Source organism: Streptomyces sp. 7N604, from assembly GCF_052245475.1.
Taxonomy (GTDB): Bacteria; Actinomycetota; Actinomycetes; order Streptomycetales; family Streptomycetaceae; genus Streptomyces.
In genome coordinates this window covers 62,838-82,545 of the sequence record NZ_JBQQBX010000026.1, presented here as the reverse complement: position 1 = coordinate 82,545, position 19,708 = coordinate 62,838, and the positions used below count along the sequence as shown (strand labels likewise).

16 protein-coding genes and 1 tRNA gene are annotated in these 19,708 nt (G+C 69.4%); 12 read left to right on the top strand and 5 right to left on the bottom strand.

Annotated features, from left to right (window positions below; translation table 11 throughout):
* From yidD to rpmH, 3 genes are read right to left on the bottom strand one after another with little or no spacing between them, the layout of a single operon-like run.
* Entirely contained in the window at nucleotides 1-318 is a 318-nt protein-coding gene (gene yidD / locus ACTWP8_RS26975) for a membrane protein insertion efficiency factor YidD (protein WP_443316140.1), read from the bottom strand.
* Nucleotides 315-731 (bottom strand): ribonuclease P protein component, encoded by a 417-nt coding sequence (gene rnpA, locus ACTWP8_RS26970; protein WP_443324702.1) that lies wholly within the window; start codon nucleotides 729-731, stop codon nucleotides 315-317. Before rnpA ends, yidD begins: the two co-directional genes overlap by 4 nt.
* A gap of 25 nt (nucleotides 732-756) precedes the next feature.
* Complete coding sequence (gene rpmH / locus ACTWP8_RS26965; protein WP_443324701.1) at nucleotides 757-894, bottom strand: 50S ribosomal protein L34; 138 nt, start codon at nucleotides 892-894, stop codon at nucleotides 757-759.
* A gap of 423 nt (nucleotides 895-1,317) precedes the next feature.
* Here rpmH and dnaA point away from each other — a divergent pair, with 423 nt between their 5' ends.
* The 12 genes from dnaA to ACTWP8_RS26905 all read left to right on the top strand — a co-directional run bounded on the left by dnaA (nucleotide 1,318) and on the right by ACTWP8_RS26905 (nucleotide 17,620).
* The gene (dnaA, locus tag ACTWP8_RS26960; RefSeq protein WP_443324700.1) at nucleotides 1,318-3,234 is read left to right on the top strand and encodes a chromosomal replication initiator protein DnaA; all 1,917 of its coding nucleotides are present in this window, start codon (nucleotides 1,318-1,320) and stop codon (nucleotides 3,232-3,234) included.
* A gap of 856 nt (nucleotides 3,235-4,090) precedes the next feature.
* A complete protein-coding gene (gene dnaN, locus ACTWP8_RS26955; RefSeq protein ID WP_443316144.1) occupies nucleotides 4,091-5,221 on the top strand; it encodes a DNA polymerase III subunit beta in 1,131 nt (376 codons plus the stop codon).
* A gap of 133 nt (nucleotides 5,222-5,354) precedes the next feature.
* Nucleotides 5,355-6,230, top strand: a complete 876-nt coding sequence (gnd, locus tag ACTWP8_RS26950; RefSeq protein ID WP_443316145.1) for a phosphogluconate dehydrogenase (NAD(+)-dependent, decarboxylating) — start codon at nucleotides 5,355-5,357, stop codon at nucleotides 6,228-6,230.
* A gap of 51 nt (nucleotides 6,231-6,281) precedes the next feature.
* Nucleotides 6,282-7,484, top strand: a complete 1,203-nt coding sequence (gene recF / locus ACTWP8_RS26945) for a DNA replication/repair protein RecF (RefSeq protein ID WP_443324699.1) — start codon at nucleotides 6,282-6,284, stop codon at nucleotides 7,482-7,484.
* Nucleotides 7,481-8,023 (top strand): DUF721 domain-containing protein, encoded by a 543-nt coding sequence (locus tag ACTWP8_RS26940; protein ID WP_443324698.1) that lies wholly within the window; start codon nucleotides 7,481-7,483, stop codon nucleotides 8,021-8,023. Before recF ends, ACTWP8_RS26940 begins: the two co-directional genes overlap by 4 nt.
* A gap of 262 nt (nucleotides 8,024-8,285) precedes the next feature.
* The gene (gene gyrB, locus ACTWP8_RS26935; protein WP_443324697.1) at nucleotides 8,286-10,304 is read left to right on the top strand and encodes a DNA topoisomerase (ATP-hydrolyzing) subunit B; all 2,019 of its coding nucleotides are present in this window, start codon (nucleotides 8,286-8,288) and stop codon (nucleotides 10,302-10,304) included.
* A 66-nt stretch (nucleotides 10,305-10,370) separates the two neighbouring features.
* Nucleotides 10,371-12,998, top strand: a complete 2,628-nt coding sequence (gene gyrA / locus ACTWP8_RS26930) for a DNA gyrase subunit A (protein ID WP_443324696.1) — start codon at nucleotides 10,371-10,373, stop codon at nucleotides 12,996-12,998.
* Between the two features lie 3 nt (nucleotides 12,999-13,001).
* Complete coding sequence (locus tag ACTWP8_RS26925) at nucleotides 13,002-13,673, top strand: DUF3566 domain-containing protein (RefSeq protein ID WP_443324695.1); 672 nt, start codon at nucleotides 13,002-13,004, stop codon at nucleotides 13,671-13,673.
* 59 nt (nucleotides 13,674-13,732) lie between these two features.
* A tRNA-Ile gene (locus ACTWP8_RS26920) sits at nucleotides 13,733-13,806 on the top strand.
* Between the two features lie 156 nt (nucleotides 13,807-13,962).
* Entirely contained in the window at nucleotides 13,963-14,097 is a 135-nt protein-coding gene (locus tag ACTWP8_RS26915) for a DLW-39 family protein (protein ID WP_208809277.1), read from the top strand.
* A 171-nt stretch (nucleotides 14,098-14,268) separates the two neighbouring features.
* Nucleotides 14,269-16,197, top strand: a complete 1,929-nt coding sequence (locus tag ACTWP8_RS26910; protein WP_443324694.1) for a vWA domain-containing protein — start codon at nucleotides 14,269-14,271, stop codon at nucleotides 16,195-16,197.
* Nucleotides 16,198-16,738: 541 nt separating this feature from the next.
* A complete protein-coding gene (locus tag ACTWP8_RS26905) occupies nucleotides 16,739-17,620 on the top strand; it encodes a hypothetical protein (RefSeq protein ID WP_443324693.1) in 882 nt (293 codons plus the stop codon).
* Between the two features lies 1 nt (nucleotide 17,621).
* Here the strand turns inward: ACTWP8_RS26905 and ACTWP8_RS26900 are convergent, their stop codons facing one another.
* Entirely contained in the window at nucleotides 17,622-18,989 is a 1,368-nt protein-coding gene (locus ACTWP8_RS26900) for a serine/threonine-protein kinase (protein ID WP_443324692.1), read from the bottom strand.
* Between the two features lie 114 nt (nucleotides 18,990-19,103).
* The gene (locus tag ACTWP8_RS26895; RefSeq protein ID WP_443316154.1) at nucleotides 19,104-19,652 is read right to left on the bottom strand and encodes a helix-turn-helix domain-containing protein; all 549 of its coding nucleotides are present in this window, start codon (nucleotides 19,650-19,652) and stop codon (nucleotides 19,104-19,106) included.
* Nucleotides 19,653-19,708: the final 56 nt, after the last annotated feature.

Below are 19,708 nucleotides of genomic sequence, written 5' to 3'. Positions count from 1 at the left end.
TCAGGCTCCTTGGGCGTTGGGCTGAGTCTCGGGCTGTCCCGCCGGCGCTTCGGCGGAGCGGGTGCTCCACCGGCTCCGCAGCCGTTGGTGCCAGACCGGATGCTTCCGGGGAGGTACGTGGTCGACGCCACCGAGCGACCACGGGTTGCAGCGCAGGATGCGCCAGGCGGTCAAGGCCGTCCCTTTCACCGCGCCGTGCACGTCAATGGCCTGGTAGCCGTAGTGCGAGCACGACGGGTAGTACTTGCAGACCGGCCCGAGGAGCGGGCTGATGGTCCACTGGTACAGCTTGATCAACCACAGCAGCGGGTACTTCATCGCTGCACCCTCCCCTGGGCTTTGCCATGGGTGGCCCCACCGAGGAGCCGCTGCAGCGCGGCGTCGAGGTCGCGAGCCAGCTCGTCGTGGTCCGCTTCGCCGGCACCGGGCAGCGCCCGTACGACAACCAGGCTACCTGCGGGCAGCAAGCACAGCCGATCTCGCATGAGGTGCCGCAGCCGCCGCTTCACCAGGTTGCGGACGACCGCGCCGCCGACGGCCTTGCTCACGACGAAACCCGCACGTGCCGGAGGAGCGTTCTCCCCAGACGCATGCGGGTCCGTACCCCTCGGTTCGGTGGAGGGGGCGCTTCGGAGGTGGACGACGAGGAGAGGGCGCCCGGCCCTGCGTCCTCGGCGTACCGCGGCCGCAAAGTCCTCGCGCCGCCTCAGCCGATTCTCGGTAGGCAGCACTGCATGGACCTTGAGGTCAGGCTGCTCAGGCCGAAAGACGCGTGCGACCCTTGCCACGGCGGGCGGCGACGATCGCGCGGCCGGCACGGGTGCGCATACGCAGCCGGAAGCCGTGGGTCTTCGCGCGGCGACGGTTGTTCGGCTGGAAGGTGCGCTTGCTCACTCGGGGGCTCCAGAAATGAATCGTGTGGTGGCGGGACATCGCCTGGCTGTCACCGTGCGCCCACGAGTAGCTCGCAATACGCCCGAGTGCACCGCTTCTTGATCACGAATCGTGATCCATGCCCATCGGAGGCAGGCGGCAGCAGCCATCGACAACTCGACCTGGTTACGGTACGCGCGGCTGCGCCATCCGGTCAAACCAGCGGCGGCTGGGGACACGCCGCCCCGGTTCACCCTCCCGGCCTAGGGCCCGCCCATGCACCATGGCACATTTGTGCACACCCTGTGGACAACGACTTGAACCACGCGCGTCGCCCTGACTACCGTGGCTGAACTCCGATTCCTTCCCGCCCGTCCCGAGAACCACACATTCGTGGGACCTTCCGGCGCCACCCCCCACCTAGTGAGTGAGAGAGCGTGCCCTGTGGCTGACCTACCTGCCGATCTTGCCGCAGTGTGGCCACGCGTCCTCGAGCAGCTCCTCGGGGAGGGCCAGGGCATCGAAGCGAAGGACCAGCGCTGGCTCAAGGACTGCCAACCCCTCGTGCTCGTCGCCGGCACCGCAGTCCTCGCCGTGCCCAACGAATACGCCAAGGGCGTCCTGGAGGGGCGGCTCTCCCCTCTCATCAGTGACGCGCTGAGCCGGGAGTGCGGCCAGCCCATCCGCCTGGCGATCACCGTCAGCGCCGCCGAGACCGCGCCGACGGCGCCGCCCGCGCCCCAGGCTCCCGGGCCGCAGCAGCCTCCGCGCTACGAGGAGCCGCCGCGCCACGACCCCACCCGGGACCGAGAGCTCGACCGTGAGCGCGAACGCGAACGGGACACGTACGACGGCTACGACCGGTACGACGCCTACGGGCGCCCGGCGGACGCAGTGCCGACCGCCCGCCCCGCCTACCCCGAGTACCAGCAGAGCCGCCCTGAGCCCGGCGCCTGGCCCCGCACCCCCGGGAGCGTGCCCGCTCCGGGCCCCCGCGACGACTACGGCTGGCAGCAGCAGCGGCTCGGCGGCTTCCCCGAGCACGATCCGTACGCCTCCCCGCGCACCGGGCCGCAGCAGGACCGGCCGCAGCCCTACGACCAGCAGCGCCCCCTGCCGCCACAGGCCGACTACCGTCCGGCCCCCGGCGGCGAGCGGCCGCCGTACGACGGTCAGCACCGCGATCTCCCGGAGCAGGGCGGCCCCGGCCGCCCCCACGCCGGCGGCCCGACTCACAACGGCCCCGCCCACGGCGGCCCGCCCCCGCCCAGCGGCGCCCCCGGCCCGCTCGCCGCGCAGCCCGCGCCGGCCACCGGACCGGGCGAGCCGACCGCGCGCCTCAACCCCAAGTACCTCTTCGACACCTTCGTCATCGGCGCGTCCAACCGCTTCGCGCACGCCGCCGCGGTCGCGGTCGCCGAGGCGCCGGCCAAGGCGTACAACCCGCTCTTCATCTACGGGGAGTCGGGGCTGGGCAAGACCCACCTGCTGCATGCGATCGGGCACTACGCGCGCAGTCTCTACCCCGGCACGCGCGTGCGCTATGTGAGCTCCGAGGAGTTCACCAACGAGTTCATCAACTCGATCCGCGACGGCAAGGCGGACGCGTTCCGCAAGCGCTACCGCGACATGGACATCCTGCTCGTCGACGACGTCCAGTTCCTCGCGAGCAAGGAGTCGACGCAGGAGGAGTTCTTCCACACCTTCAACACGCTCCACAACGCGAACAAGCAGATCGTGCTGTCCTCGGACCGGCCGCCCAAGCAGCTGGTGACCCTGGAGGACCGGCTGCGCAACCGCTTCGAGTGGGGCCTGATCACCGACGTCCAGCCGCCGGAGCTCGAGACGCGGATCGCGATCCTCCGTAAGAAGGCGGTCCAGGAGCAGCTCAACGCCCCGCCGGAGGTACTGGAGTTCATCGCCTCCCGCATCTCGCGCAACATCCGCGAGCTCGAGGGCGCGCTGATCCGGGTCACCGCCTTCGCGAGCCTCAACCGGCAGCCCGTGGACCTGGGGCTGACCGAGATCGTGCTCAAGGACCTGATCCCGGGCGGCGAGGACGCGGCCCCCGAGATCACCGCGACCGCCATCATGGCCGAGACCGCCCAGTACTTCGGGCTGACCGTCGACGACTTGTGCGGCTCCTCGCGCAGCCGCGTGCTGGTGACGGCGCGGCAGATCGCCATGTATCTGTGCCGCGAGCTGACAGACCTGTCGCTGCCGAAGATCGGCGCGCAGTTCGGCGGCCGCGACCATACGACCGTGATGCACGCGGACCGCAAGATCCGCGCGCTGATGGCCGAGCGACGCTCCATCTACAACCAGGTCACGGAGCTCACCAACCGCATCAAGAACGGCTGAGGGCAGGCCCGCGAGGGCCGAGGGACGCGTCCGAGGGGCGCTCCGGGGACGCGTCCCGGAGCGCCCCTCGTCGTACCGCGTCCACCGGCTGTTCGAATTCGGGCTCGTGTCGGCGCCTTCTCCACAGTTCGGCGCCCCTCCGGCCGTCCACACCCTGGGGACTGCCCAGTTGTCCAGATCGCGTCCACAGGGGCGTTGCGCGGGAAGCTGTCTCGGGAGGTCAGCCGGGTGTGGAAATGTGACCAACCGGGTTCCACAGACTGTGGACGGCCAAGCCGCCCACAGTGGTCCGGCTCCGTTGTCCACTGCCTGCCCACAGGCTCCGGGCACTTGCCCACAGCTTCTCCACACCGTTGTCCACTGTTCGGCAACGAAACCTCTGTGCTCACTGGGGCGAGTGAACCGCGTCACACCAACGAGGTTGGTTGGGCTGGGGAGAAGGTGGGTAATTCTGGGGATGGCGCTGGGGAGAACCGGGTGGGGCCTGTGCACCGGGTGTGCAGAACTTTCCCGCGTCCACAGCACGACTGAGTTGTCCACCGGCCGCGCCCACAGGCCCCGTGGACAGAAAAGCTGTTCTGACCTGCGCTGATGCGGTTATCCACGGTATCCACAGGGCCTACTACTACGACCACGTAGATCTACCGGGAAACTCCTCTCGAAACGGGCCCTGTGCACAACTCGCCCCCGCACCGCCCGACACCCCGGCCTTCGACTTGACCCCGACGGGCACCGACTGTCGGCGGTGTGCGTCAGACTGGTCTCCGGCATCGGTCCCTGCCGTCAGCGGCGGGGAAGCCCATGCCGACGAAGAAGGCCAGCAGGGCGAGCCAGCAACAGCAGGAGGCGGCTTACGGTGAAGATCCGGGTGGAGCGCGATGTACTCGCGGAGGCGGTGGCCTGGGCAGCCCGCAGTCTCCCGGCCCGTCCGCCGGTGCCCGTCCTCGCGGGCCTGCTGCTGAAGGCGGAGGAGAGCAGCCTGAGCCTCTCCGGCTTCGACTACGAGGTCTCGGCGCGCGTTTCGGTCGAGGCGGATGTGGAGGAGGACGGCACCGTCCTCGTCTCCGGCCGGCTCCTCGCCGACATCTGCCGTGCCCTTCCCAACAGGCCTGTGGAGATCTCCACGGACGGGGTCAGGGTGACCGTGGTCTGCGGTTCCTCCCGATTCACACTCCACACCCTTCCTGTGGAGGAGTACCCGGCGCTGCCGCAGATGCCGACCGCCACCGGCACCGTGCCCGGTGAGGTCTTCGCCGCAGCCGCCGCCCAGGTCGCCATCGCCGCGGGCCGCGACGACACACTGCCGGTGCTCACGGGCGTACGGATCGAGATCGAGGGCGACACGGTCACGCTGGCCGCCACCGACCGCTACCGCTTCGCCGTCCGCGAGTTCCTGTGGAAGCCCGAGACGCCGGACATCTCCGCGGTCGCCCTGGTGCCCGCCAAGACGCTCCTGGACACCGCCAAGTCCCTGACCAGCGGTGACACGGTCAGCATCGCGCTGGCCGGCTCCGGCGCGGGCGAGGGCCTGATCGGCTTCGAGGGCGCTGGACGCCGTACGACCACACGCCTGCTCGAGGGCGACCTGCCGAAGTACCGCACGCTCTTCCCGACCGAGTTCAACTCCGTCGCCGTGCTCGAGACCGCGCCGTTCGTCGACGCCGTCAAGCGTGTTGCGCTCGTCGCCGAGCGGAACACTCCGGTCCGGCTGAGCTTCGAGCAGGGTGTGCTGATCCTGGAGGCCGGGTCGAGCGACGATGCACAGGCTGTGGAGAGGGTCGACGCCCAGCTCGACGGCGACGACATCTCGATCGCGTTCAACCCGGGCTTCCTCCTCGAGGGGCTGAGCGCCATCGACTCCCCGGTCGCCCAGCTGTCGTTCACCACCTCCACCAAGCCCGCGCTGCTGAGCGGCAAGCCGGCCGTGGACGCCGAGGCGGACGAGGCGTACAAGTACCTGATCATGCCCGTGCGACTGAGCGGCTGAGCCGCCGACCTGCCGGGATGCGCTCGCCGCATGCGGCGGAATGAGCGCGGGGAGCCCACAAGTGAGCATCGGGTGCCGGGCGTAGGCTCGACTCAGGTACGAAACGCCAGCACTACGTCACAAAGGATCACTGATGGAGCTCGGTCTCGTCGGTCTCGGCAAGATGGGCGGCAACATGCGCGAGCGGATACGCCGCGCGGACCACACCGTCGTCGGCTACGACCGCAACCCGGACCTCGCCGATGTCCACAGCCTCGAGGAGCTGGTGGGCAAGCTCAAGGCACCACGGGTCGTCTGGGTCATGGTCCCGGCCGGGATCGCCACCCAGACCACCATCGACGAGCTGGCCGAACTGCTGTCGCCCGGCGACGTCGTCGTCGACGGCGGGAACTCCCGGTGGACCGACGACGAGAAGCACGCCGAGCAGCTCCACGCCAAGGGCATCGGCTTCGTCGACTGCGGCGTCTCCGGCGGCATTTGGGGGCTGGAGAACGGCTACGCGCTGATGTACGGCGGCGCGGCCGAGCACGTGGCACAGGTCCAGCCGATCTTCGACGCGCTCAAGCCGGAGGGCCGGTTCGGCGCCGTCCACGCGGGCAAGGTCGGCGCGGGCCACTTCGCGAAGATGGTCCACAACGGCATCGAGTACGCGATGATGCAGGCCTTCGCCGAGGGGTGGGAGCTGCTCGAGGCCATCGACTCCGTCACCGACGTCCGCGAGGTCTTCCGCAGCTGGCAGGAGGGCACGGTCATCCGCTCCTGGCTGCTGGATCTGGCCGTCAACGCGCTGGACGACGACGAGCACCTGGAGAAGCTGCGCGGCTTCGCGGAGGACTCGGGCGAGGGCCGCTGGACCGTCGAGGCCGCGATCGACAACGCGGTCCCGCTCCCCGCGATCACCGCGTCGCTCTTCGCCCGCTTCGCCTCCCGTCAGGAGGACTCGCCGCAGATGAAGATGATCGCGGCGCTTCGCAACCAGTTCGGCGGCCACGCGGTCGAGCAGGCCTAGCAGCCGTCAGAGAGTATCGAGGGAGGTCGGCGGCGCAGGCCGCAGCGCGCCATGCACGTCACGCATCTGTCGCTCGCCGACTTCCGCTCGTACGCCGGCGTCGAAGTCCCGCTCGAACCGGGCGTCTCGGCTTTCGTGGGGCCCAATGGCCAGGGAAAGACGAATCTCGTCGAGGCGGTCGGCTATCTCGCCACGCTGGGCAGCCACCGGGTTTCCTCCGACGCACCGCTGGTGCGGATGGGTGCCGACCGGGCGATCATCCGGGCGGCGGTCGTCCAGGGCGACCGGCAGCAGCTGATCGAGCTCGAGCTGAACCCGGGGAAGGCGAACCGCGCTCGGATCAACCGTTCCTCGCAGGTCAGGCCACGTGACGTCCTCGGCCTGGTCCGTACCGTCCTCTTCGCGCCCGAGGACCTCGCCCTGGTCAAGGGCGATCCCGGCGAGCGCCGCCGTTTCCTCGACGAGCTGATCACCGCCCGCTCGCCGCGCATGGCCGGAGTCCGCTCCGACTACGACCGGGTTCTCAAGCAGCGCAACACCCTTCTCAAGAGCGCGGCCATGGCGCGCAGGCACGGCGGCCGCGCGGGGGCACCTCCCGCGACGAAGTCTGGGGGGGCGGATCTGTCCACCCTCGACGTCTGGGACCAGCACCTGGCGCGGGCCGGCGCCGAGCTGCTGGCGCAGCGCCTGGACCTGATCGCGGCGCTCCAGCCGCTCACCGACAAGGCGTACGACCAGCTGGCGCCCGGCGGCGGGCCCGTCGCGCTCGACTACCGGTGCTCGGCGGGCGAGGGGCTCGGCGCGGCGGGCAGCCGGGAGGATCTCTACGAGCTGCTGCTCGGTGCGCTGGGCGAGGCCCGCAGGCAGGAGATCGAGCGCGGTGTGACGCTGGTCGGACCACACCGGGACGATCTGCTGCTGGGGCTCGGGCGCCTTCCGGCCAAGGGGTACGCCAGCCATGGCGAGTCCTGGTCGTACGCGCTCGCGCTGCGCCTGGCCTCGTACGACCTGCTGCGCGCCGAGGGTCCCGGAGCACCTTCGAGTGAGGGCGGTGGCGGGCGACGGGCGGGAGAGCCGGTGCTCGTTCTGGACGACGTCTTCGCGGAGCTGGACGAGCGGCGCCGGGAGCGGCTGGCCGAGCTGGTCGCGCCGGGCGAGCAGGTGCTGGTGACGGCGGCTGTGGACGACGATGTGCCGGGCGTGCTGGCGGGGACGCGCTTCACGGTGGCGGACGGTGTGGTGAAGCGCACATGACCGGGCAGTCCCCGGAGACTCCGGAGCCCCGCAAGCAGCCCGAGCCCTCGGGGGTGGACCTGGCGCGGGTAGCGCTGCGGGCGGCGAAGGAACAGGCGCGGGCCCGTGGCGCCGCGGCGCAGCAGAAGAAGCAGGCCAGGCGTGGCGGCCTGCGTTCCGGGGCGCGTGCCGACGGCCGGGATCCGCTGCCGCTCGGCGCCGCGATCAACCGGCTGATCACCGAGCGTGGCTGGGAGACTCCGGCCGCGGTCGGCGGGGTGATGGGCCGCTGGCCGCAGATCGTGGGGCCCGACGTGGCGCAGCACTGCGCACCGCTGAAGTACGACGAGGATGCGCAGGTGCTGACCGTGCAGTGCGACTCGACGGCCTGGGCGACCCAGCTGCGGTTGCTCGCGCCGCAGCTCGTCGCCCGGCTCAACGCGGACCTCGGGCAGGGCACGGTCAAGCTGATCAAGGTGCTGGGTCCGGGCGGGCCGCAGCAGCGCTTCGGCCCGCTTCGCGCCCCGGGCAGCCGGGGCCCGGGCGACACCTACGGGTGAGTGAGCGGGCACACACGACCTGGGCGTCCCTCACCGTAGTGGAGGGTTGACGCTCGGAAGCGCTGAGCGCCTCTGTGAGCCTCTCGGAGCCCCGGGGCGCATATGGGGAGTCGGCGGATGGCAGTTCAGGGCGCCACATGAGGACTCAGGCACTCGCAAACCCCCATTCATGTCCGCGCTACCGGTAGACTAGGGACCAATCCCGCCCAATCGCGGAACATGTCGAACGACGCAGCCGCTCCCGTATGCCCGGAGACGGCTTGTGCTGTGCCAGAAAGGGCGCTTCGTGGCCGATTCCGGCAACCTCAACGAGAACAACACCGCTTCCACCGCCGACAAGCCGTCGTATGACGCGAGTGCGATCACGGTCCTCGAGGGCCTGGACGCGGTCCGCAAGCGACCTGGCATGTACATCGGGTCGACCGGTGAGCGGGGCCTGCACCACCTCGTGTACGAGGTCGTCGACAACTCCGTCGACGAGGCTCTGGCCGGGCACGCCGACACCATCGACGTCACGATCCTCCCCGATGGCGGGGTCCGGGTCGTCGACAACGGCCGTGGTATCCCCGTGGGCATCGTCCCCTCCGAGGGGAAGCCCGCTGTCGAGGTCGTGCTGACCGTCCTCCACGCGGGCGGCAAGTTCGGCGGTGGCGGCTATGCCGTCTCCGGCGGCCTGCACGGTGTCGGTGTCTCTGTGGTCAACGCGCTGTCGTCCAAGGTGTCGGTCGAGGTCTGCAGCGACGGCCACCGGTGGACACAGGACTACAAGCTCGGTGTGCCGACGGCGCCGTTGGCGAAGAACGAGGCGGTCGACCACACAGGAACAACCGTTACTTTCTGGGCAGATCCGGACATTTTCGAGACGACTGATTACTCCTTCGAGACGCTGTCCCGGCGCTTCCAGGAGATGGCGTTCCTCAACAAGGGCCTGGCCATCTCGCTGACCGACGAGCGCCCGGACCACGTCGACGAGGACGGAAAGCCGCTCTCGGTCCGGTACTTCTACGAGGGCGGCATTGTCGACTTCGTGAAGTACCTCAACTCCCGCAAGGGCGACCTCGTACACCCCTCGGTGATCTCCATCGAAGCCGAGGACAAGGAGCGCATGCTCTCGGTGGAGGTCGCCATGCAGTGGAACTCGCAGTACAGCGAGGGTGTCTACAGCTTCGCGAACACCATCCACACCCATGAGGGCGGCACGCACGAAGAGGGCTTCCGGGCAGCGCTCACGGGCCTGATCAACCGCTATGCGCGCGACAAGCGGCTGCTGCGTGAGAAGGACGACAACCTCACCGGGGAGGACATCCGCGAGGGTCTGACCGCGATCATCTCGGTCAAGCTGGGCGAGCCGCAGTTCGAGGGTCAGACGAAGACCAAGCTGGGCAACACGGAGGCCAAGACCTTCGTCCAGAAGATCGCCCACGAGCACCTGACCGACTGGCTGGACCGCAACCCCAACGAGGCCGCGGACATCGTCCGCAAGGGCATCCAGGCCGCCACGGCCCGGGTCGCGGCCCGCAAGGCGCGCGACCTCACCCGCCGCAAGGGCCTGTTGGAGAGCGCGTCGCTGCCGGGCAAGCTGAGCGACTGCCAGTCCAACGACCCGACGAAGTGCGAGATCTTCATCGTCGAGGGTGACTCCGCGGGCGGCTCGGCGAAGTCCGGCCGCAACCCCGAGTACCAGGCCATCCTGCCGATCCGCGGCAAGATCCTTAACGTCGAGAAGGCGCGCGTCGACAAGATCCTCCAGAACCAGGAGGTCCAGGCGCTGATCTCGGCCTTCGGTACCGGCGTCCATGAGGACTTCGACATCGACAGGCTCCGCTACCACAAGATCATCCTTATGGCGGACGCTGATGTCGACGGACAGCACATCAACACGCTGCTGCTGACCTTCCTCTTCCGCTTCATGCGGCCGCTGGTGGAGGCGGGGCACGTCTACCTCTCCCGCCCGCCGCTCTACAAGATCAAGTGGGGCCGTGACGACTTCGAGTACGCGTACTCCGACCGCGAGCGTGACGCCCTGATCGAGCTGGGTCGGCAGAACGGCAAGCGGATCAGGGACGACTCCGTTCAGCGCTTCAAGGGTCTGGGTGAGATGAACGCGGAGGAACTGCGGGTCACCACCATGGACATCGACCACCGCGTTCTCGGTCAGGTCTCCCTGGACGACGCCGCCCAGGCCGACGACCTGTTCTCGGTGCTGATGGGGGAGGACGTCGAGGCACGGCGCTCGTTCATCCAGCGCAACGCGAAGGACGTCCGCTTCCTCGACATCTGAGTCGGCCTGCACTCCCCCGGCCTGCCTGCCGCCCGGGCCCGAACTTCGAAAGGACGTTGACCAGCAATGGCCGACGACACCCCAACTCCCGACATCCCCGAGACCACCGTCACCCCCGAGGGCACGCCCGCGGCCGTCGAGGGTGTGGGCATGCGCGTCGAGCCCGTCGGGCTCGAGACGGAGATGCAGCGCAGCTACCTCGACTACGCGATGTCCGTCATCGTGTCGCGTGCGCTGCCCGACGTCCGTGACGGCCTCAAGCCCGTGCACCGCCGCGTGCTCTACGCGATGTACGACGGCGGCTACCGGCCCGAACGGGGCTTCTACAAGTGCGCCCGCGTCGTCGGCGACGTCATGGGTACGTACCACCCGCACGGCGACTCCTCGATCTACGACGCTCTGGTGCGCCTGGCCCAGCCGTGGTCCATGCGGATGCCGCTGGTCGACTCCAACGGCAACTTCGGCTCCCCGGGCAACGATCCGGCGGCCGCCATGCGGTACACCGAGTGCAAGATGGCTCCGCTGTCCATGGAGATGCTCCGGGACATCGACGAGGAGACCGTCGACTTCCAGGACAACTACGACGGCCGGAACCAGGAGCCGACCGTCCTGCCGTCCCGCTTCCCGAACCTGCTGATCAACGGCTCCGCCGGTATCGCAGTCGGTATGGCCACCAACATCCCGCCGCACAACCTGCGGGAGGTGGCGGCCGGTGCGCAGTGGGCGCTGGAGCACCCGGATGCCTCGCACGAGGAGCTGCTGGACGCGCTCGTCGAGCGGATCAAGGGCCCGGACTTCCCGACCGGCGCTCTCGTCGTGGGCCGCAGGGGCATCGAGGAGGCGTACCGCACCGGGCGGGGCTCGATCACCATGCGCGCGGTGGTGGAGGTCGAGGAGATCCAGGGCCGCCAGTGCCTGGTGGTCACCGAGCTGCCGTACCAGGTGAACCCGGACAATCTCGCGCAGAAGATCGCCGACCTGGTGAAGGACGGGAAGGTCGGCGGGATCGCCGACGTCCGGGACGAGACCTCCTCCCGTACGGGCCAGCGCCTGGTCATCGTGCTGAAGCGGGACGCGGTCGCCAAGGTCGTCCTCAACAACCTGTACAAGCACACGGATCTGCAGACGAACTTCGGCGCCAACATGCTCGCGCTGGTGGACGGCGTGCCCCGCACGCTGTCGCTGGACGCGTTCATCCGGCACTGGGTCACGCACCAGATCGAGGTCATCGTCCGCCGCACCAAGTTCCGGCTGCGGAAGGCCGAGGAGCGGGCCCACATCCTGCGTGGTCTGCTCAAGGCGCTGGACGCGATCGACGAGGTCATCGCGCTGATCCGGCGCAGCGAGACGGTCGATGTGGCGCGCGAGGGCCTGATGGGCCTGCTGCAGATCGACGAGATCCAGGCGAACGCGATCCTGGAGATGCAGCTGCGCCGGCTGGCCGCCCTGGAGCGCCAGAAGATCGTTCAGGAGCACGACGATCTGCAGGCGAAGATCAACGAGTACAACGCGATCCTGGCCTCGCCCTTGCGGCAGCGGCAGATCGTCAGCTCCGAGCTGAACGCGATCGTCGAGAAGTACGCCGACGACCGGCGCAGCAAGCTGGTGCCCTTCGAGGGCGACATGTCCATCGAGGACCTGATCGCCGAAGAGGACATCGTCGTCACGATCACGCGCGGCGGCTACGTGAAGCGGACGAAGACCGAGGACTACCGTTCGCAGAAGCGCGGCGGCAAGGGTGTGCGCGGCACGAAGCTGAAGCAGGACGACATCGTCGACCACTTCTTCGTGTCGACCACCCACCACTGGCTGCTGTTCTTCACCAACAAGGGCCGCGTGTACCGGGCGAAGGCGTACGAGCTTCCGGACGCCGGGCGCGATGCGCGGGGGCAGCACGTGGCCAACCTGCTGGCGTTCCAGCCGGACGAGCAGATCGCCGAGATCCTCGCCATCCGTGACTACGAGGCGGCTCCTTATCTGGTGCTGGCCACGAAGTCGGGCCTGGTGAAGAAGACGCCGCTGAAGGACTACGACTCGCCGCGCTCGGGTGGTGTCATCGCGATCAATCTCCGGGAGATGGACGACGGTCGCGAGGACGAGCTGATCGGCGCGGAGCTGGTGTCGGCGGATGACGATCTGATCCTTATCAGCAAGAAGGCTCAGTCCATCCGGTTCACGGCATCGGACGATGCGCTGCGCCCCATGGGGCGGGCGACGTCCGGAGTGAAGGGCATGAGTTTCCGCGAGGGTGACGAACTCCTCTCGATGAATGTCGTCCGGCCCGGTACGTTCGTGTTCACCGCCACCGACGGCGGGTACGCGAAGCGCACGAACGTCGACGAGTACCGCGTCCAGGGTCGCGGTGGCCTCGGCATCAAGGCCGCCAAGATCGTGGAGGACCGCGGGTCCCTGGTCGGCGCTCTGGTGGTGGAGGAGAACGACGAGATCCTTGCCATCACGCTGAGCGGCGGCGTGATCCGCACGCGGGTCAACGAGGTCAGGGAGACGGGCCGTGACACCATGGGCGTCCAACTGATCAACCTGGGCAAGCGCGATGCCGTGGTCGGTATCGCCCGGAACGCCGAGGCGGGTCGTGAGGCTGAAGAGGTCGAGGAACTGGCCGATGCAGCCGAGGACACCGCGCCGGAGGCGGCCGAGGGTGCGGAGGCCCCGGCCGACGAGCACGAGGAGTAGATCGTGAGTGGAGCCACGGGCGCCGGGGCGGGCGGTCGGAGACCCGAGGGGCACACGCCCTCGGGATCCATGACCGTGGAGGGCGCCCGTGGCCCGGCCGCCAGTTCTGGGCAGCCACAACCCCAGCACCAGCCCCAGCCTCAATCCCAACCGCAGACTCAAGGTCAGCACTCGCAGCACACCCAGCAGGGAGCGCAGCCGTACCACCCGCCGCAGGCGTACCCGTCGCCCCCGGTTGCCGCGCCGGGCGGCGCGGCTCCCCAGGCCGTACGGCGGCCGCGTACGGGGGCCCGTACGACGCCCCGCACCCGTAAGGCGCGGCTGCGGGTGGCCAAGGCCGATCCGTGGTCGGTGATGAAGGTCAGCTTCCTGCTGTCCATCGCGCTGGGGATCTGCACCATCGTGGCGGTCGGCGTGCTGTGGATGGTCATGGACGCCATGGGTGTTTTCAGCACCGTCGGCGGGACCATCAGCGAGGCGACGGGATCGTCCGACGGCAACGGCTTCGACTTGGAGGCTTTCCTGTCGCTTCCGCGGGTGCTGATGTTCACGTCGATCATCGCGGTGATCGATGTGGTGCTGGCCACCGCCCTGGCGACGCTCGGTGCGTTCATCTATAACCTCTCTGCGGGATTCGTGGGTGGGGTCGAGCTGACGCTGGCTGAGGACGAGTAGCACCATGGGAATCGATTTTGGGACTACGCCCGACGTGCGCTAATCTTTCGGTGCAGCGCGGGGCTATAGCTCAGACGGTTAGAGCGCTTCCCTGATAAGGAAGAGGCCACAGGTTCAAGTCCTGTTAGCCCCACCGCGTGATCGGGCCCGGACGGAGTTTCTCCGCCGGGTCCGATGTCGTTTGCGGCGTGAGGAAGTTGAGCCCGGCATAGGTCACCGATCGGTATCGACCGGTGTGTATAGTCGGGCGGCAGAGGTCCCCTACGTCAAAGAAAGACGAGGTCGCGCGGTGAAGAAGCTTCTCCTGGTCGCACTGGCCGCCATCGGCGGGCTCCTCGTGTACCGCCAGATCCAGGCGGATCGCGCCGAGCAGGATCTGTGGACGGAGGCGACCGACTCCGTGCCCTCAGGTTCGGGTGTGTGAGCCACCAACAGTCCTGACAGGCCCCGGCTGCTGTGCGGCCGGGGCTTCGTGCTGTTCGGGGGCCTCTGCTGTTGCTGGACCGTGACACCGGCCCCCTTGAGTTTGCCTGAGCAAATCAATACCTTGCATGAGCAAAGCCGACAGGGGCTCCGGGTGAGGGGGACGCAGGACATGGCACGACTACATCGCTGGACGGCTCGGGTGCTGTTGGGGGGCGCACTGCTGGCGCTGGTCACGGCCCCGCTGCCGGCGACGGCGGCGACGGCGGCTCCGGTGGCGCCGGGTGCGCCGGATGCGGTGGCAGACGGACAGAGCAGCTTGGTCATGGTGCTCGACTCCTCCGGATCGATGGCCGAGGACGACGGCTCGGGCAGTACCCGAATAGCCTCCGCCCGCAAGGCCGTTGGCACAGTGGTGGACTCGCTTCCCGACGGCTATCCCACCGGGCTGCGCGTATATGGCGCCGACAAGCCGAAGGGCTGCGACGACACCCGGCTCGCCCGGCCCGTCGAACCGCTGGACCGCGCAGCGCTCAAGCAGGCTGTCGCCGATGTGGAGCCCAAGGGCGACACACCGATCGGCCTGTCTCTGCGGAAAGCTGCCGGCGACCTTCCCGAGCGCCCGGACGGCTCCCTCGGCCGACGCACGATCCTGCTGATCTCCGACGGCGAGGACAACTGCGGCACTCCCCAGCCCTGCGAAGTCGCCGAGCAACTGGGTGCGAGGGGCGTCGACCTGCGGATCGACACCATCGGCTTCCAGGTTCGCGGCAAGGCCCGCGACCAGCTGGAGTGCATCGCCGAGGCAGGGCACGGCTCGTACTACGACGCCCCGGACGCGGAGGCCCTCGCACGACAGCTGCAGCGCGCCTCACAGCTCTCGGCAGACGGCTACCGCTTCAAGGGCGAGCGGATCACGGGTGGTTCGCGCGCGAGCGACGCGCCTGCCATCACCCCCGGCCAGTACGTCGACACGATCGGCCCGGGCGAGACCCGGTGGTACGCGGCCGAACTGGACGCCGCCTCCACCGCCGATCTGGCGGTAACGGCCGTGCCCCAGCCCGGCGTGAAAGTCGCATACGGCGACGGGATCGAGCTCAAGCTGACCTCCACCAATGAGTACCGGTCCACCTGCGGCAGCGCAGACGCCCGCTTCGGGCAGGACGAAGGCGCGATGACGCTCACCACCGCTGTCAGTCGCATCCCCTCCTCCGACGGCGACGCATTCTGCGACGAGCCAGGGCGCTATCTGCTTTCTCTACACCGCTCGAGCGAATCCGGTTCCGACCAGTCCCGCTGGCCCGTCGAACTGCGTTACGGCACTGAGCAGCCGCTGAAGAAGGGCCTCGTCCCCGCCCACTCCGCGACCGAATACGGCAAGGCCGGCAAGGACGCCGTACCTCCCACCGGCACCGCGAAGGACGTCAGCGGCGGCACCGGCTTCAACGACGCGGAGCAGCTCGAGCGCGGCGTCTGGCGGGACCGGCTGCTCCCCGCCCAGACGCGCTACTACAAGGTCCACGTGGGCTGGGGACAACAGCTGCGGTACTCCGCCGACTTCGCCAACGAGCCGACCCTCGAGGACAGCAGCGGCGCGAGCTCGTTCGCGGACACCGCGGTCTACGCGCCCGCCCGCCAGCCGGTCGCCACCGGCGGCGAGTTCACCGCCCAGCGCTCCTACTACGGCGAGCCCCTCTCGGTGGAGCTCGGTACCGTCCCGGTCTCCTGGACCAACCGCTGGGAAAGCGTCGGCGCGGCCGTCCCGGTGCGCGCGGCAGGCGACTACTACATCGCCGTCTCCCTCGGCCCCGAGGCATCAAAGATCGCCAAAAACGCGGCGATTGGCGTCGTTCTTCGCGTCGACGTGGTCGGCGACGAGCTCGTCGGCCCCCAGCGCAAAGCCCCGGTCCTCCACAAGAGCGGGGAGGAAAAGGGTAAAGCGGCCGCACGCGCAGACAACGCCGGGGCGTCCGGGGCAGGATGGACCGGCCTTGCGATAGCCGCAGCGGCGGGCGGCGCCCTGATCGTCCTGATCGCGGTGCTGGTGCTCGTACGGCGCAGGCGCGAGCCGAGTGATCCGATGACGAGGGGTGGCGCGTGATGAGGCAGCGCAGCAGGGGCTGGCCGGGCCTGGCCGCCGTGGCGGCGCTCTGCGCGGTGGCGGCGATACCGGGGCAGGCGCTGGCGGCGCCGGGTGACGGGTCCGAGAGCCTGCCAACGTACAGGACCGCGGACGATGCGAAGAAGGCGAGCGGCAAGACGAGCAGCGCGGACGCGCAGGTACTTCAACCGGGTGTCTACACCGACACCATCGGCCCGGGCGACGAGGTCTACTACGGGGTCACTCTCTGGACGGGAAGTCCACCGCCTTCCTGTCCGCTGTCGCGGCCCCGAAGCCCGGCACCGCGGTCAAGTACGCCGATGGGATCAAGGTCAGGCTGCTGAGCAGCGACGGCACCGAATGCGACAGCGGTGACGCGTCGTTCGGCAGCGGCGAGCAGGCCCGTCCCATCGCCGGCTACGTCACCCGCAAGTTCGAGGAGGACGGGAACTGCCAACAGCAGGGCTCGTACTACTTCGTAGTCGAGCGGACCAGCGACGCGACCGCCGACCGGGGGCGCTGGCCGATCGAGATCCGCTATATGTCCGAACCGGGCGTCAAGGGCACTGCCCCGACCACGCCGCCGACGAGCTGGAACTCGGCGTCCCCCACCCCGCCGACCGGTCAGGGCCAGAGCCGGAAGGGCGGCACCGGCTTCAACGATGCGCCCGCACTCGACGCGGGCGTGTGGAAGGACCAGCTGCGGCCCGGCGAGACCCGCTTCTACCGCGTCCCGCTCGACTGGGGGCAGCAGCTGTCCGGCAGCCTGGAGCTGGCCAACGCCACGGTGACCGAGGACAGCGGCTTCGCGGCCACAGGCCTGAGCTACGAGCTGTACAACACGGCGCGCGGGCGGGTCGACAGCGACACCAGCTCCTACGACGGCGAGCAGACGGCGATGGTGGCCGGGCCGACCGCTCCGGTCACCTACACCAACCGCTACAACAGCTCGACCGACGTCAGCCCGATGCAAGTCGCGGGCTGGTACTACCTGGCCGTCAGCCTCCACCCGGACGTCAGGGAATTCACGAAGGGCGACATTTCGCTGACGCTGCGGCTCAACATCGACGGTGAGCCGAAGCCGGGCCCGCAGTACGACGGAGACGCCGCGGCGGCCGGATTCGGTATCACCGACGAGGACAGGGAGGCCGCGGAGAAGGGTGAGACCGCGGCGGACAGCGAGCAGAGCGGCACGATGAAGCTGGTCGCGGCCGCAGGTATCGGGGCCGGTACGGTCCTGCTGGTCGGGCTCGGCGTGTGGATGCTGGTGGCGCGGCGGCGGGCACCGGGGGGCGCACCTGCGGCGGCACCGGCCGGCCCGGCCGGGCTCCCGCACCAGTCGCAACAGCCGCGGCCACCGCAGCCGCCCACCGCCGTGGTGCATCCGCAGGACCAGCGGTACGGGCAGCCGCCCGGCTGGTGAGTCAGCTCGCGGCCAGAGCCCAGAAACCGACCGCCAAGCACAGCAGCGCCACGGCCAGCACCGGGATCGCCACCTTCGGGGGCGGTCCCGGTCGGCGTAGCGGGGCAGCGGTCGCTGTCCGAGTCCCCGGCGCGGGAACCTGCGAGCCGTGAGCGGTGTATGGACGAGTAGGAGCGTAATCGTGGCGGACCGCGGCGGTCGGAGCCTGGGCCATGTCCGGCGCGTTTGCGGGAAGGGGGGCGGACGGATGCGATGGAGCGGGACCCTGAGCCAGGGGAGCGGCCGGCATCGGAGCCGGCGCAGGCATCGGAGTGGGGGTCGGCGTGGGTGGAGTGTTCGGCTGCTCGAGCGGCTGAGGCTGCTGCCCGGGCGGCGGGAGATGGAAGCTGCCCGTCTCGGACATCGCCGATGTCGGCGTGCCGGACGGGGCGGACTGGCCGGGCGGGCCGGGCTGGCCCGCACCTCCGACGGGACCTGCCTGCGCGCCCGCGACCGGCCCGTCCGGACCGAAGCCCGCGGGCAGCGGCCCGAGTTGATCGAAGACCTCGACCGCTTCCTCTTCGATCGTGGCCTCCGGCAGCATCTCGGCGGCCGCCGTAATGGCCTTGCGCGCCCCCGTGGCCGTACGGAAGCGGGCCTGCGGGTCCGGTTGCAGGAGCCCCGCGAGCACCTGCCACAGCGGCTCCGGCACGCCCTCGGGAGCGCCGGGCACGCCGTGCGAGATGAAGTGCTCGACGAGTGCCTGGGAGTCCGGCTTGCTGCCGGTCAGCAGATACAGCGCGACGAGCCCGACCGCGAACAGGTCCGCGGGGAAGTCCGGCTCGGCGCCCATCATTTGCTCCGGCGCGAAGTAACCGGGCGTGCCCACGACGTAGTTGGTCTCGGTGAGCCGGGGCTCGCCCTTGCGCATCGAGATGCCGAAGTCCGAGAGCCGCAGATGGGGGCGTCCCGTTCCAGTCGCTTCGAGAAGGATATTGGCGGGCTTGATGTCGCGGTGCACCACGCCCTCGGCGTGCACGGCGGTGAGCCCGGACAGCAGCTGGTCGAGCAGTGTGCAGACGAACCGGGGAGGCAGCGGGCCGTAGTCCCCTATGAGGTGGGCGAGGGAGCCGCCGCTCACCAGGTCCATGGTGAAGAGGACCTTGTCGTCGTCGGCCGCCCAACTCGCCGGGGCGAGCACGTGTGGGTGATCGATTCGCAGCGCCTGCTCGCGGACGAAGCGGAGCAGCGTGTGCGCATCGCTCTGCTGCAGCACCTTGGCCGCGACATAACGCCGCCGACGGTGGTCCCAGGAGCGCCAGACGGCGCCCACCCCACCGCGCCCGATCGGGTCGATCAGCTCGTACCGACCAGCGAAGATCTCACCCATTGCTCCCCGTCGCCCCTTTGTTGCCTCAGTCGTCGTTGCCGGCTACCGCTACCGCTACCGCTACCGCTACCGCTACCGCTACTGCTACCGCCACCGCACCCCTGCCGCCGGCGCTCAGCCCTGGTGGGCCTCGTAGTGGGCGATCGCCTCCGCGGTCCGCCCGGCGCCGTACACCCTGAGGAACTCTGCCAGTTCCGGCTGGGTGGGGGCGAGGGCGTCCGCCGCTTCAATGATGTCGCCCGCGGCCGCGACCGACCGCAGCAGCGACTGGATCTCGCGGACCACGCGACGTACGGTCGGCGCCCCCGAACTCGGCGTGCTCTGGGAGCTCGTGCTGAGCACGGATCCGCCGGAGGTCTTCTTGATCTCCTCCATGCGGTTGGCGGCCTCGGCAGCGCTGACGCTGCCGTCCGCCACCTGGCTCGCAAGCTCCTGGAGTGCCTGAACCCGCTGAACGACGGCCGGGTTGCCGATTTTCGCGCGCTGGCCGCTCATCAGCTGCGAGAGCATCGGAGCGGACAGCCCCAGCACAGCGGCCAACCGCGCCTGGTTGAGGCCGAGGTCGTCGATCAGCCGGCGGAAGAGCGCCCCCAGCGGCTCGCCGTACCAGCTGCGTTGCAGCTCACGGGCTCTGGCGGTGGCTTCCTGCTGTGCGGCATCCATGACGACTCCCCTTCGCTGCTGCGAACCTCGCGCGACATCCTACGGAGCGTGATTGC